The 14904-nt window shown below is 68.9% G+C and carries 5 protein-coding genes, 1 tRNA gene and 2 rRNA genes (1 of these 8 cut by a window edge); 1 reads left to right on the top strand and 7 read right to left on the bottom strand.

Annotation, left to right across the window (positions count from 1 at the left end):
* Nucleotides 1-249 precede the first annotated feature (249 nt).
* The 3 genes from DDJ31_RS27765 to DDJ31_RS27755 all read right to left on the bottom strand — a co-directional run bounded on the left by DDJ31_RS27765 (nt 250) and on the right by DDJ31_RS27755 (nt 9518).
* The gene (locus DDJ31_RS27765) at nt 250-2964 is read right to left on the bottom strand and encodes a DNA translocase FtsK (RefSeq protein WP_127177654.1); all 2715 of its coding nucleotides are present in this window, start codon (nt 2962-2964) and stop codon (nt 250-252) included.
* Nucleotides 2965-3087: 123 nt separating this feature from the next.
* The gene (locus tag DDJ31_RS27760; protein ID WP_127177655.1) at nt 3088-3768 is read right to left on the bottom strand and encodes a response regulator; all 681 of its coding nucleotides are present in this window, start codon (nt 3766-3768) and stop codon (nt 3088-3090) included.
* 278 nt (nt 3769-4046) lie between these two features.
* On the bottom strand, nt 4047-9518 hold the full coding sequence (locus tag DDJ31_RS27755; protein ID WP_127177656.1) for a HAMP domain-containing protein: 5472 nt from the start codon (nt 9516-9518) through the stop codon (nt 4047-4049).
* Between the two features lie 309 nt (nt 9519-9827).
* Between DDJ31_RS27755 and DDJ31_RS27750 the strand changes: the two genes are divergently transcribed.
* Nucleotides 9828-12590: a SpoIIE family protein phosphatase gene (locus DDJ31_RS27750; protein ID WP_127177657.1), complete on the top strand. Its 2763-nt coding sequence runs from the start codon at nt 9828-9830 to the stop codon at nt 12588-12590.
* Between the two features lie 68 nt (nt 12591-12658).
* Here the strand turns inward: DDJ31_RS27750 and DDJ31_RS27745 are convergent.
* The 4 genes from DDJ31_RS27745 to DDJ31_RS27730 form a co-directional block, all read right to left on the bottom strand.
* Nucleotides 12659-12731 (bottom strand) — tRNA-Thr (locus DDJ31_RS27745).
* 84 nt (nt 12732-12815) lie between these two features.
* Nucleotides 12816-13478: a DegT/DnrJ/EryC1/StrS family aminotransferase gene (locus DDJ31_RS27740; protein WP_240678392.1), complete on the bottom strand. Its 663-nt coding sequence runs from the start codon at nt 13476-13478 to the stop codon at nt 12816-12818.
* 115 nt (nt 13479-13593) lie between these two features.
* Nucleotides 13594-13710 (bottom strand): 5S ribosomal RNA (gene rrf, locus DDJ31_RS27735).
* A 98-nt stretch (nt 13711-13808) separates the two neighbouring features.
* Nucleotides 13809-14904: ribosomal RNA gene (locus DDJ31_RS27730) — 23S ribosomal RNA — on the bottom strand (it continues 2026 nt past the right edge of the window).

Here is a 14904-nt window from a genome sequence, read left to right as displayed (position 1 = left end):
TTCGAGCGTTTGAGCCACCTGTGCTGGGGATTCAGTCTAGGGGGGGTGCCAAAGGGTGGGGCAACCGGGCGGTGGGACTTTGTAGCCCATCGGTATGGCCGGACACACCGATGGCGGGTCAGCTGTTGTCGCTTACCTCAACTTGACGTACGTCGAAGGGAAACGGTTGCTCAAAGATCCCTTACGGGTGAGTCACGATCCACTACGAGCGGGTCACGATCCCTCATCGGCTGCCCGGCGGGCGCGTCCTCACGCCTCGCCGCGGATGACCGCGAGCACTCCGTCGAGTTCGTCGGGTTTGATGAGCACGTCGCGGGCCTTGGAGCCCTCGCTCGGTCCGACGATCCCGCGCGACTCCATCAGGTCCATGAGCCGTCCGGCCTTGGCGAAGCCGACCCGCAGTTTGCGCTGGAGCATGGACGTCGATCCGAACTGGGTGGAGACGACCAGTTCGGCCGCCTGGCAGAGCAGGTCGAGGTCGTCGCCGATCTCCTCGTCGATCTCCTTCTTCTGCTTGGTGCCGACGGTGACGTCGTCCCGGAAGACGGGGGCCATCTGGTCCTTGCAGTGCTGGACGACGGCCGCGACCTCCTCCTCGGTCACGAAGGCGCCCTGCATGCGGGTGGGCTTGTTGGCGCCCATCGGCAGGAAGAGGCCGTCGCCCTTGCCGATGAGTTTCTCGGCGCCCGGCTGGTCGAGGATGACCCGGCTGTCGGCGAGCGAGGAGGTGGCGAAGGCGAGCCGGGAGGGCACGTTCGCCTTGATCAGGCCGGTGACGACGTCCACGGACGGCCGCTGGGTGGCGAGCACCAGGTGGATGCCGGCGGCGCGGGCGAGCTGGGTGATGCGCACGATGGAGTCCTCGACGTCCCGGGGCGCGACCATCATCAGGTCGGCCAGCTCGTCGACGATGACCAGCAGGTACGGGTAGGTCTTCAGCTCGCGTTCGCTGCCCTCGGGCGTCTTCAGCTTGCCGTCGCGGATGGCCTGGTTGAAGTCGTCGATGTGCCGGTAGCCGAAGGCGGCGAGGTCGTCGTAGCGCAGGTCCATCTCGCGGACCACCCACTGGAGCGCCTCGGCGGCCCGCTTGGGGTTGGTGATGATCGGCGTGATCAGGTGCGGGATGCCCTCGTAGGCGGTCAGCTCGACGCGCTTGGGGTCGACGAGGACCATCCGGACGTCCTCGGGGGTGGCGCGCACCATGACCGAGGTGATCAGGCAGTTGATGCAGGACGACTTTCCGGAACCGGTGGCTCCGGCGACCAGGACGTGCGGCATCTTCGCCATGTTGGCCATCACGTAGCCGCCCTCGACGTCCTTGCCGAGCGCGACCAGCATCGGATGGTCGTCCTCCGCGGCCGCCGCGAGCCGCAGCACGTCACCGAGGTTGACCATCTCGCGGTCGGTGTTGGGGATCTCGATGCCGACGGCGGACTTGCCGGGGATCGGCGAGATGATCCGCACGTCGGGGCTGGCGACGGCGTAGGCGATGTTCTTGGTGAGCGCGGTGATCCGCTCGACCTTCACGGCCGGGCCCAGCTCGACCTCGTACCGGGTGACCGTCGGGCCGCGGGTGAACCCGGTGACGGCCGCGTCGACCTTGAACTCGGTGAAGACGGTGGTCAGCGAGGCGACGACGGCGTCGTTCGCGGCGCTGCGCGACTTGCCGGGACCGCCGCGGGTGAGGAGGTCGAGGGAGGGCAGCGCGTAGGTGATGTCGCCGGAGAGCTGGAGCTGCTCGGCGCGGGCGGGCAGGTCGCGCGGCGCCTCGGGCGACGCCTTGGTGAGGTCGGGCACCGGCCCGGAGGAGAGTTTCTGCTGCCTGCCCTTGTCCTGGCGGGGCCGGGCGGCGGGTACCGGCGTCGGTGTGGTCTCCTCGCGGTCCCCGGCGCTGACGCCCTGGGTGAGGTCGGCGACGAGCGGCGAGGGCGGCATGCCGTGCATCACGGCACCGTCGAGCGCGGCGGCAGCGGCCGCGGCGACGTCCACGGCGTCCATCGGCCGGTCGGGGTCGGACGGCGACCCCGCGGAGCGCCGGGGACGGCGGCGCCGGGTGAGCGCCTCCTGCTCGGCGTCCTCGGGGGCGTACCCCTCGGGTCCTGGGCCGCGCCGGCGTGCGCCGGGCGGCAGCGCCTCGCGCCACTGCTCGTCGTAGCGCCGGTCGTCGGGCCCGTACGCGTCGAGGTCGGAGTCGGCGGGTTCATGGACGATGCCGAGCCGCACGCCCAGCAGCCGCAGCCGCTGCGGGATGGCGTTGACCGGTGTCGCCGTCACCACCAGCAGCCCGAACACCGTGAGCAGCACCAGCAGCGGCACCGCGAGCACCTCGCTCATGGTGTACGTCAGCGGGGTGGCCGCCGCCCAGCCGATGAGCCCCCCGGCGTCCCTTATGGCCTGCATGCCGTCGCTGCGGGCGGGCGACCCGCAGGCGATGTGGACCTGCCCGAGCACCCCGATCACCAGCGCCGAGAGACCGATCACGATGCGCCCGTTGGCCTCGGGCTTCTCGGGGTGGCGGACGAAGCGCACCGCGATGACGGCGATCAGTATCGGCACGAGCAGGTCGAGCCGCCCGAAGGCACCGGTCACCAGGATCTCGATGAGGTCGCCGACCGGGCCCTTCAGATCGGCCCAGGTGCCGGCCGCGACGATCAGCGCGATGGCGAACAGCAGCAGCGCGACGCCGTCCTTGCGGTGCGCCGGGTCGAGGTTCCTTGCGCCGGTCCCTATCCCGCGGAACACGGCGCCCACGGCGTGCGCGAGCCCCAGCCAGAAGGCGCGGACGAGCCGGTAGAGGCCGCCGGTCGGGCTCGGCGCCGGCCTCGGGGGCGGCGCGGTCCTCCGCACGGCGGCCTTCTTGGCGGGCGCCCTCTTCGGCGGCGGCTTCCTCGCAGCGGCCTTCTTCGCCGGAGCCGCCACCTTCTTCGGGGGCTGCTTCTTGGCGGCGGAGGGACGTGAGGCCATAGGTGCGAGGTTACCGGGGGAGACGCCGTGGGACACGTGTGCCCCAGGCTTCACCCGTTCGTGTCGCCCTTGCCGGGCCACGGAACTGACGCGTCCTCATCGTCAACCGGGCCCCGCCCGGCGTCAGTTCGGCGAGGAGACCGACGTGGTGTTCCCGGCGCCCGGCTCCAGCGCGTCCAGAGCCCGCCGCAGACCGGTCAGTTTGCGTTCGAGATGGGCCGCCGTGGCGACCGCCGCCGCGTCCGCCGACTCGTCGTCGAGCTGCTTGGACAGCGCCTCGGCCTGCTCCTCGACCGCCGCGAGCCGCGCCGACAACTCGGCCAGCAGACTGGCCGGCTCCTTCGAGTCGCCCGCCGCGCTCCCTGCGCCGCCCTCCAACTGGAGGCGCAGCAGCGCGGCCTGCTCCCGCAGCTGGCAGTTCTTCATGTACAGCTCGACGAAGACCGAGACCTTCGCCCGCAGCACCCACGGGTCGAACGGCTTCGAGATGTAGTCCACCGCGCCCGCCGCGTACCCGCGGAAGGTGTGGTGAGGACCGTGGTTGATCGCGGTGAGGAAGATGATCGGGATGTCCCGGGTCCGCTCCCGCCGTTTGATGTGCGCGGCCGTCTCGAATCCGTCCATGCCCGGCATCTGGACGTCCAGCAAAATGACCGCGAAGTCGTCCGTCAGCAGCGCCTTGAGCGCTTCCTCCCCGGACGATGCCCGCACCAGCGTCTGATCGAGCGCCGAGAGAATGGCCTCCAGCGCCAGCAGATTCTCCGGCCGGTCATCGACCAGGAGGATCTTGGCCTTCTGCACCATGGCCCGCCCTCCTCGCCCCGGCTTGGGGCCTCCCCTGTACTCAGGACTTGCGGTGGCACCCGCGGGTGCCGCCCCAGGGGACGACTCCCTTGCGTCGTCCGTCCTTGTGCCGGTCATCGTAGCCGCACCCCGCCTGTCGCCACACCCTGTCACCGTGATGTCACTGGGCACACAGCGGGAACGGGGCAGGAGACCAGAAGGTTCCCCGGATGCCCCGCCTCTACACGGCTCCGCGCCCCACTGTGTCAGCAACGTGGGGCGCCCGGCGACGAATCCTGTCACTCCCCCCGCATCCACTGCTGCATGACCGCCAGCAGATGGTCGGGGTCGACCGGCTTCGTCACGTAGTCGGAGGCACCCGACTCGATCGCCTTCTCCCGGTCGCCCTTCATCGCCTTCGCCGTCAGCGCGACGATCGGCAACCCCGCGAACTGCGGCATCCGCCGGATCGCCGTCGTCGTCGCGTAGCCGTCCATCTCCGGCATCATGATGTCCATCAGGACGACCGCCACGTCGTCGTGCTGCTCCAGGACCTCGATGCCCTCCCGGCCGTTCTCCGCGTACAGCACCGAGAGGCCGTGCTGCTCAAGGACGCTGGTCAGCGCGAACACATTGCGGATGTCGTCGTCGACGATCAGCACCTTCTCGCCACCGAACCGGACACCGCGCGACGACGGCGCGGGCGGCGGATGCTCCTCGGTGGGCATCCAGCGCTCCACACCGCCCGAGAGCTGCTCCAGGTCGATACCGGGCCTGCGGCGGCGCCTGAAGAGGGCCGCGGCACCGTTCTGCGTCTCCTGGTACGACTTCACCTCGGCCGGCGTCTCGATCGCCGCGTCCGCGCGCTGGGCCGGCTCGGCCGCCGCCAGATCACCGGCCTCCAGGGCGGGCGCCGGCTGCTGATAGCCGTTGGGCGGCAGCTCGCTGGGGTGCAGCGGCAGATACAGCGTGAACGTCGAACCGCGGCCCGGCTCGCTCTGCGCGTGGATCTCACCGCCGAGGAGCTGCGCGATCTCCCGCGAGATGGAGAGGCCGAGGCCGGTGCCGCCGTACTTGCGGCTGGTCGTGCCGTCCGCCTGCTTGAACGCCTCGAAGATCACCCGCATCTTGCTCGCCGCGATCCCGATGCCGGTGTCGGTCACCGAGAACGCGATCAGACCGGCGTCCACATCCCGCAGCGACCCCGCCTCGAGCAACTGCTCCCTGATCGACGGCGGCACATCGGCGCCGGCCGGCCGGATCACCAGCTCCACCGAACCGGAGTCGGTGAACTTCACCGCGTTCGACAGCAGGTTGCGCAGCACCTGCAGCAGGCGCTGCTCGTCGGTGTGCAGGGTGGCGGGCAGCTCGGGCGAGACCCGCACCGACAGGTCGAGGCCCTTCTCCGCGGTCAGCGGCCGGAACGTGGCCTCCACGTAGTCGACGAGCTGCACCAGCGCGATGCGCGTCGGGGAGACGTCCATCTTGCCCGCCTCGACCTTCGACAGGTCGAGGATGTCGTTGATCAGCTGGAGCAGGTCGGAGCCCGCGCCGTGGATCGTCTCGGCGAACTCGACCTGCTTGGGCGTGAGGTTGGCGTCCGCGTTGTCGGCCAGCAGCTTGGCCAGGATCAGCAGCGAGTTCAGCGGCGTGCGCAGCTCGTGCGACATGTTGGCGAGGAACTCGCTCTTGTAGCGCATGGAGACGGCCAGTTGCTCGGCACGCTCCTCCAGGACCTGCCGCGCCTCCTCGATCTCGGTGTTCTTCACCTCGATGTCACGGTTCTGCTGGGCCAGCAGCTCGGCCTTCTCCTCCAGTTCGGCGTTGGACGCCTGGAGCGCCTTCTGCCGGTTCTCCAACTCGGCCGACCGCTCCCGCAGTTGCTCGGTCAGCTCCTGCGACTGCTTCAGCAGCACCTCGGTCTTGGTGTTGACGGAGATGGTGTTGACGCTCGTCGCGATCATCTCGGCGATCTGGTTCAGGAAGTCCTTCTGGATGTGCGTGAACGGCGTGAACGACGCCAGCTCGATCACCCCGAGCACCTGCCCCTCGAACAGCACCGGCAACACGATCACCTGCGCGGGCGGCGCCTCACCGAGCCCCGAGGAGATCTTCAGATAGCCGCTGGGCGCGTTCTCCACCAGGATCGTGCGCTTCTCCTGGGCGGCCGTCCCGATCAGCGCCTCACCCGGCCTGAACGACGTCGGCATCGACCCCATCGAGTAGCCGTACGACCCGAGCATGCGCAGCTCGTAGGCGTCCTCCTGGCCGCCTCCCGGGTCCTTGCCGTCGACCAGCGGCATCGCCAGGAAGAACGCGCCGTGCTGGGCGGAGACCACCGGCGTCAGCTCGCTCATGATCAGCGACGCCACGTCCTGGAGGTCGCGGCGGCCCTGCATCAGGGCGGAGATCCGGGCCAGGTTGCCCTTGAGCCAGTCCTGCTCCTTGTTGGCGATGGTGGTGTCGCGCAGGTTGGCGATCATCTTGTTGATGTAGTCCTGGAGTTCCTGGATCTCGCCGGACGCGTCCACGTCGATCTTCAGGTTCAGGTCGCCGCGGGTCACCGCGGTCGCCACCCGCGCGATGGCGCGCACCTGCCGGGTCAGGTTCCCGGCCATCTCGTTCACGGACTCCGTCAGGTCCCGCCAGGTGCCGTCCACGTCCCGCACGCGCGCCTGACCGCCGAGCTGCCCCTCGGTGCCCACCTCGCGCGCGACGCGGGTGACCTCCTCGGCGAACGACGACAGCTGATCGACCATCGTGTTGATGGTCGTCTTCAGTTCGAGGATCTCCCCGCGCGCGTCGATGTCGATCTTCTTGGTGAGGTCGCCCTTCGCGATGGCGGTGGTGACCATGGCGATGTTGCGCACCTGACCGGTCAGGTTGGACGCCATCTGGTTCACCGACTCGGTGAGGTCCTTCCAAGTGCCCGCCACCCCAGGCACCCGCGCCTGCCCGCCCAGGATGCCGTCCGTGCCCACCTCGCGGGCCACCTTGGTGACCTGGTCGGCGAACGAACTCAGCGTCTTCACCATGGTGTTGAAGGTGTCGGCGAGCTGCGCGACCTCGCCGCGCGCCTCGATCGTCACCGTCCGGGTCAGATCGCCGTTGGCGACGGCCGCCGCGACCTGGGAGATGTTGCGCACCTGCATGGTCAGGTTCTTGGCCATCAGGTTGACGTTGCCGCTGAGGTCCTTCCAGATGCCCGTGACCCCGGGCACGTGCGCCTGGCCGCCCAGGATGCCCTCGGTGCCCACCTCGCGGGCCACCCGCGTCACCTGCTCGGCGAAGGACGAGAGCTGGTCCACCATCGTGTTGACGGTGGTGACGAGTTCGAGGATCTCGCCCCGGGCGTCCACCGTGATCTTCTTCGACAGGTCGCCCTTGGCGACCGCGGTGGTGACCTCGGCGATCTGACGCACCTGGATGGTCAGGTTGTTCGCCATGAAGTTCACGGACTGGGTGAGGTCCTTCCAGGTGCCGGAGACACCCTGCACCTCGGCCTGGCCGCCCAGCTGACCCTCCGTGCCCACCTCACGGGCGACCCGGGTGACCTCCTCGGCGAACGAGGAGAGCTGGTCGACCATGGTGTTCAGGGTGTTCTTCAGCTCCAGGATCTCCCCGCGCGCGTCCACGGTGATCTTCTGGGAGAGGTCACCCCGCGCCACCGCGGTGGCGACCTGGGCGATGTTGCGGACCTGCGCGGTGAGGTTCCCGGCCATGCCGTTCACCGAGTCGGTCAGGTCGCGCCACACGCCGGCCACCCCCGGCACCTGCGCCTGACCGCCGAGCCTGCCCTCCGTGCCCACTTCGCGGGCGACCCTGGTCACCTGGTCGGCGAAGCCGGAGAGCTGGTCGACCATCGTGTTGATGGTGTTCTTCAGCTCCAGGATCTCGCCCCGCGCGTCCACGTCGATCTTCTGCGACAGGTCGCCGCGCGCCACCGCCGTCGTCACCTGCGCGATGTTGCGCACCTGGGCCGTCAGGTTGCCGGCCATGCCGTTGACGGAGTCGGTCAGCTCCTTCCAGGTGCCGGCCACGCCCGGCACGACCGCCTGACCGCCGAGCCGCCCCTCGGTGCCCACGTCCCTGGCCATCCGCGTCACCTGGTCCGCGAACGACGACAACTGGTCGACCATGGTGTTCACGGTGTTCTTCAGCTGGAGCATCTCGCCGGAGACGTCCACGGTGACCTTCTGCGACAGATCGCCGTTGGCCACCGCCGTCGTCACCTGGGCGATGTTGCGGACCTGCCCGGTGAGGTTGCGGAAGGCGGTGTTCACGGAGTCCGTGAGGTCCTTCCAGGTACCGGCCGCTCCCGGCACCTGCGCCTGACCGCCCAGCTCGCCCTCGACTCCGACCTCCCGGGCCACCCGGGTCACCTCGGAGCCGAACGAGGACAGCTGGTCCACCATGCCGTTGACGGTGTTCTTCAGTTCCAGCATCTCGCCGGCCACGTCGACGGTGACCTTCTGCGACAGGTCGCCGCTGGCCACCGCCGTCGTCACCGCCGCGATGTCCCGCACCTGGGTGGTCAGGTTCCGGAACACCGTGTTCACGGAGTCCGTCAGGTCCTTCCAGGTGCCGGCCGCGCCCGGCACGTTCGCCTGGCCGCCGAGCTGCCCGGCCGCGCCGACCTCGTTCGCCACCCGGGTGACCTCGTCCGCGAAGATCCGCAGCGTCTCGGTCATCTGGTTGATGGTGTCCGCGAGCTGCGCGACCTCGCCGCGCGCCGAGACCGTCACCTTCTGCGACAGGTCACCGTTGGCGACCGCGGTGGTGACCTGCGCGATCCCGCGCACCTGGGCCGTGAGGTTGCCGGCCATCAGGTTCACCGAGTCGGTGAGGTCCTTCCACACCCCGGCCACCCCGGGCACCTGCGCCTGACCGCCCAGCTCGCCCTCGGTGCCGACCTCACGCGCGACCCGGGTCACCTCGGAGGAGAACGAGGAGAGCTGGTCGACCATCGTGTTGACGGTGTTCTTCAGCTCCAGCATCTCGCCGGCCACGTGCACTGTGACCTTGCGCGACAGATCGCCCTTGGCGACCGCCGTCGTCACCAGCGCGATGTCGCGCACCTGCGCCGTCAGCCGGTACGCCATCGTGTTGACGGAGTCGGTGAGGTCCTTCCACGAACCCGACATGCCCCGCACCCGGGCCTGCCCGCCGAGCTTGCCCTCGGTACCGACCTCGCTGGCCACCCGGGTGACCTCGTCGGTGAACGTCGACAACTGGTCGACGAGGTTGTTGACGGTCCGCCCGACCTTCAGGAACTCCCCGCGCAGCGGATGCCCGGTGCCGTCCGGCGCCTGCGTGCGCAGCTCCATGCGCGGCGACAGATCACCCTCGGCCACCGCCGACAGCACCCGCCCGACCTCGGAGACGGGCCGCACGAGGTCGTCCACGAGCGCGTTGGACGCCTCCACGGCCGCGGCCCACGACCCCTCCCCCGAGCCCGTCTCCAGGCGCTCGGTGAGCTTGCCCTCCCGGCCGACCATGCGGCGCACCCGGCCCAGCTCGCCGGTGAGGTGCAGATTGCGGTCCGCGACCTCGTTGAAGACGGCGGCGATCTCCGCCATCACCCCGTCGCCCGACACCGTGAGCCGCTTGCGGAAGTTCCCGTCACGCATCGACACGAGAGCAGCCATCAGCCGGTTCAGGGCAGCCGTGTCCACAGTGGTCGTGCTATTGCGAGGTTTGCCCTGATTCTTCAGGGACTGTCCGCCTTTCGCGCGCGCCTTCGCTCCACGCGTCGCTGCGCCAGACTCCACTGTGTCCCTCCCGAAGGGGTTCGACCGTTACCGCTGTGCTCGCCCACCAGCGCGTGACCTGTTCGTCGTCGCGGCAGGTGCTGTGTCATCGTGAATCGTGCCCAGTGTTTCACCCTGTCCGAACCAGGCCATAACAGTTCGGCAGCTTCGCACATCGTCCGCACACCCTCTGGGCGGAATCACTGCCGATCCGGCATCCGCGTGGACGGTGAAGGTAAGTAACCTTGCATGCGGCTGTCCAGCCGCACCGGTCCGTCCGGCCTGGGCGGTGGCACGAGACGAGCGGGCATCGGAGGGGCGGCCGGAACCATGACCACCGGACTGATCCCGGGGGCGCAACCCCCGGACCACGGGCCGAGGGACGGACTGCCGCACCAGCGGCGGGAACCGTCCGGCCCAGCAGCCCAGCACGTCGACAACCGGTCGAGGAGTTCCGTGATCACCGCGCGTGCGGCAGCCAGCTTCGAGCCCGTCGGGCGTTCCGTCGCGACAGCCCGCTCCTTCGTCCGCGACACCCTCCAGGGCTGGGGCTTCTCCGACATCGTCGACGACGCCGTCGTCCTCACCAGCGAGCTGGTCACCAACGCCGTGGTGCACGCGGGCACCGCAGCCGACGTCCTCTGCCTGCGCAGCGACGACGGGGTCCGCATCGAGGTCTCCGACCACTACCCGGAGCGTGAGATCCCGCTCCAGGGCTCCCCCGCCACCATGGGCAGCCCGGACCGCGAGGGCGGCAGGGGCCTGCAGCTCTGCGCGGCGCTGGCCGGCCGCTGGGGCGTCGACTACACCCCCACCCACAAGCAGGTCTGGTTCCAGCTCCACCTGCCCGAGCGCGCCGTCGGCACCCGCGCGGCGGGCCCGTCCCTCCCCGCCGACCTGCTGCCGCTCGCCGACGGCCGGGTCAGGGTCGCGGTCGTCCAGATCGACCGCACGGGCGCCCTCACCGCGTGGAACGAGGACGCGGAGGAGCTGTTCGGCTACCCCGCCGAGCAGGTCATCGGCAAGCCCCTCACCGACCTCGCCGCCTGGCCGCACACCCCGGGCACCAGCACCGGCATCGTGGAGGCCCTCCAGCTCTCCCGCTGGGAGGGCAGTTACGGCATAAGGGGCGCCGACGGCCGCGTCACCCCCGTCTACGCCTCCCATCTGCGCGTCCGTGACACCGGGGGCGAGCCCTCCACGGTCTGCCTGCTGGTCCGCAACCACGAACGGGCCGTCCTCCAGACGCCGACCCGGATCTCGTCCTCCGACGGTTCGGGCGGCTCCGAGAGCCAGAGCACCGACCCGTTCGAGGTCTTCATCGGCTCCCCGGCACCCGACGACCTCGACGGCCTCCTCCAGCGCACGGTGGAACGCGCCCGCGACATGCTCGACGGCGACTCCGCGTTCCTGCTCCTCGCGACCGACGACGAGACGGAGCTGGAGGTCCGCGCCTCCACCGGCCTGCCCTCGGCCCGCCAGCGCTTCGCACGGGTCCCCGTCGAGGCGGGCCCCGGCCGCTACGGCTCGGCCCGCATGCCGGCCGTCCACGACGATCTGACGGCCGTCCCCGGCGCCGTCCCGCTGCTCAACGGCACCGGCATGCGCTCGGTCGTCACCGTGCCGCTGAAGGTCGAGGGCCGCCTCACCGGCTCCCTCGGTGTCGCGGCCGAGGGCCCGGGAAGGTACTCCAACGAGGAGGCGCTGCGCCTCCAGTTCGCCGCCGACCGCATCGCGCTGGCCGTCGAGTCGGCCCGCCTCGGCGAGCTGGAGCGGCTGCGCCGGGGATCGCTCAGCTTCCTCGTCGAGGCGTCCGACCTGCTGGCCGGCACCCTGGACCGGGACCAGACCCTCGCCCTGATGGCCCAGATGGCCCAGATGACGGTCCCCACCCTCGCCACCTGGTGCGCCGTCTACACCATCGCCGACCAGGCGTCCGAGCCATATCTCTCGTACGTCCTGCACGAGGACGAGGAACTCATCGACGGCATCAAGTCGTTGCTGTCGAAGATCGCCCCGCCCGACCCGGTACCGACCCCGGGCGCCCGGGTCTGGGCCGCCCCGGGCGAGGTCGCCCACCAGGCCGCCCTGCGCAGTTCGATGCGCAGCCTCGGCCTGTCCGGCGGCCCCACCCACCAGGTCGCCTCCAGCATCGGCCCGACGCTGGCGACGGCGTCCGCGGTGGGCGGCGAAACGGTCGTGCTGCCGCTGGTGGCCCGCAACCGGGTGATCGGCATGCTGACGCTCGGCAAGCCGACCGACGAGCACTTCCGGCAGGAAATCCTGGAGCTGGCCGAGGACTTGAGCCGCCGGGCCGCCCTCGCCCTGGACAACGCGCGCCTCTACTCGGAGCGCACGGCGATCAGCCAGTCCCTCCAGCGCAGCCTGCTGCCGCCCGAACTGCCGGTGATCGACGGCGTCGAGGTGGAGGTCATCTACCGCGCGGCCGGCGAGGGCAACGAGGTCGGCGGCGACTTCTACGACCTCTTCCCGATCAGCGACGGCACCTACGGCTTCGCGATCGGCGACGTCTGCGGCACAGGACCCAACGCGGCCGCGGTGACCGGCCTGGCCAGGCACGCCCTGCGGCTGCTCGCAAGGGAGGGCCTCACCGGCCCCGCGGTCCTGGAGCGGCTCAACTCGGCGATCCTGGACGAGGGCGCCCGCAGCCGCTTCCTGACGCTGCTGTACGGCGAGTTGAGGCCGCAGGAGGACGGCAGCGCGGAGCTGAAGGTGGTCTGCGCCGGCCATCCGCTGCCGCTGCGCCTGCGGCAGGACGGCACGGTCGAACCGGCCGCCGAACCGCAGCCGCTGCTCGGGGTGATGGAGGATCTGGAGCTGTACGAGCAGCGGGTGACCCTCGATCCGGGCGATGTCCTGCTCTGTGTCACCGACGGCGTCACCGAACGCCGCGAGGGAACCCGCATGTTGGGCGACGACGGTCTGACCGATGTCCTCACGACGTGCACGGGTCTCACGGCGGGCGCGGTCGCGGCGCGTGTGATGCGGGCGGTGGAGCGCTTCGCGTCGGACGCTCCGTCGGACGACATGGCGATCCTCGCGATGCGCGTGCCCGGTCTCCAGAAGGACTGACCGGGCCCGCGCGGGGAGCCGCGGATACGAGAAAGACCCCGCCCAAGTGGGCGGGGCCTTCAGGGTTGAGCCCCCAAACGGAATCGAACCGTTGACCTTCTCCTTACCATGGAGACGCTCTACCGACTGAGCTATGGGGGCCAGTTGCCTGTTCGGGGTTTCCCCCGTGGCAACGGAATAGATCATACCCCGAACAGCACCCAGCTCCCAACCACGTTCCCGGGATCAGAAGGCGGGCTGGAGCAGTCCGCCGAGGGCGTTGCACGCGGAGACGATCCGCTGCATGTCCCGCTTGGTGAGTGCTGCGTCCACGGGCAGCGCGAGGGTCTCGTCGGCGGCCCGTTCGGTCTCGGGGAGCGCGACGCAGCGCCGGAAGTCGGGCAGCCGGTGGACGGGGGTCTTCACGGGGACCCGGCAGTCGACTCCCTTGACCCGCAGGGCCCGTGCGAACGCGTCCCGGTCGGGTCGCCCGTTGCCGAGCACCCGCACGACGTACTGCTGGTAGGTGTGTCCGTCGCCGTGGTCGGGTGTGCGGACGCCGCGCAGTTTGGCGTCGAGGTAGGAGGCCCGTTCGCGGCGCTGCGCGATCTCGTCGTAGGGCGCCTCGGATTCGCCTTCTTCGAGGACGAGCAGCCCGTGCCGCTGTCCGACGCCGTGCAGCGCGGCCAGGTCGGCGGGCCGCCCGAACCGGTGGACGACGGTGACGGCGGCGGTCCGCGGGGTGACTGCGGCTTCGACGGCGTCCGGGTCGAGGCAGTAGGTCGTCGGATCTATGTCGGCGAACACCGGCATGGCCCCGACCAGGGCGACAGCCTCGGCGAGTTCGACGTTCCCGAAGGCCGGCACGATGACCTCGTCACCGAGTCCGACGCCGGCGGCCCTGAGCATTGCAGCGGTACCCATGCCGTCGATGGTTGTTGCGCAATGTGAACACCAGGTGACGCACAACAGAAAAGGGCCGGTCCTGGGATCGAAATCCCGGGACCGGCCCTTTTGAAAGATTGTTCGGCGGCGTCCTACTCTCCCACAGGGTCCCCCCTGCAGTACCATCGGCGCTGAAAGGCTTAGCTTCCGGGTTCGGAATGTAACCGGGCGTTTCCCTCACGCTATAACCACCGAAACACTATGAAACTATCCAGCCACACCACAACCAACCCAGCGGGTTCAGGTGTGGGGCTGTTCGTGGTTTCAGAACCAACACAGTGGACGCGAGCAACTGAGGACAAGCCCTCGGCCTATTAGTACCGGTCACCTCCACACGTTACCGTGCTTCCAGATCCGGCCTATCAACCCAGTCGTCTACTGGGAGCCTTAACCCATCAAGTGGGTGGGAGTCCTCATCTCGAAGCAGGCTTCCCGCTTAGATGCTTTCAGCGGTTATCCCTCCCGAACGTAGCCAACCAGCCATGCCCTTGGCAGGACAACTGGCACACCAGAGGTTCGTCCGTCCCGGTCCTCTCGTACTAGGGACAGCCCTTCTCAAGACTCCTACGCGCACAGCGGATAGGGACCGAACTGTCTCACGACGTTCTAAACCCAGCTCGCGTACCGCTTTAATGGGCGAACAGCCCAACCCTTGGGACCGACTCCAGCCCCAGGATGCGACGAGCCGACATCGAGGTGCCAAACCATCCCGTCGATATGGACTCTTGGGGAAGATCAGCCTGTTATCCCCGGGGTACCTTTTATCCGTTGAGCGACGGCGCTTCCACAAGCCACCGCCGGATCACTAGTCCCGACTTTCGTCCCTGCTCGACCCGTCGGTCTCACAGTCAAGCTCCCTTGTGCACTTACACTCAACACCTGATTACCAACCAGGCTGAGGGAACCTTTGGGCGCCTCCGTTACTCTTTAGGAGGCAACCGCCCCAGTTAAACTACCCATCAGACACTGTCCCTGATCCGGATCACGGACCCAGGTTAGACATCCAGCACGACCAGACTGGTATTTCAACGACGACTCACACCGAACTGGCGTCCGATGATCAAAGTCTCCCAGCTATCCTACACAAGCCGAACCGAACACCAATATCAAACTGTAGTAAAGGTCCCGGGGTCTTTCCGTCCTGCTGCGCGAAACGAGCATCTTTACTCGTAGTGCAATTTCACCGGGCCTATGGTTGAGACAGTCGAGAAGTCGTTACGCCATTCGTGCAGGTCGGAACTTACCCGACAAGGAATTTCGCTACCTTAGGATGGTTATAGTTACCACCGCCGTTTACTGGCGCTTAAGTTCTCAGCTTCGCCGAGACGAATCTCGACTAACCGGTCCCCTTAACGTTCCAGCACCGGGCAGGCGTCAGTCCGTATACATC

It is taken from the genome of Streptomyces griseoviridis, from assembly GCF_005222485.1.
Lineage (GTDB): Bacteria > Actinomycetota > Actinomycetes > Streptomycetales > Streptomycetaceae > Streptomyces > Streptomyces hintoniae.
Note: the sequence above shows the minus strand (reverse complement) of the source record. Positions and strands in the feature narration are given on the sequence as shown.

What these genes read in the sequence shown, in the direction of transcription:
- DDJ31_RS27750 (WP_127177657.1), top strand. Translation starts at nt 9,828, where the DNA reads ATGACCACCGGACTGATCCCGGGGGCGCAACCCCCGGACCACGGGCCG.
- DDJ31_RS27765 (WP_127177654.1), bottom strand. Translation starts at nt 2,964, where the DNA reads ATGGCCTCACGTCCCTCCGCCGCCAAGAAGCAGCCCCCGAAGAAGGTG.
- DDJ31_RS27760 (WP_127177655.1), bottom strand. Translation starts at nt 3,768, where the DNA reads ATGGTGCAGAAGGCCAAGATCCTCCTGGTCGATGACCGGCCGGAGAAT.
- DDJ31_RS27740 (WP_240678392.1), bottom strand. Translation starts at nt 13,478, where the DNA reads ATGCTCAGGGCCGCCGGCGTCGGACTCGGTGACGAGGTCATCGTGCCG.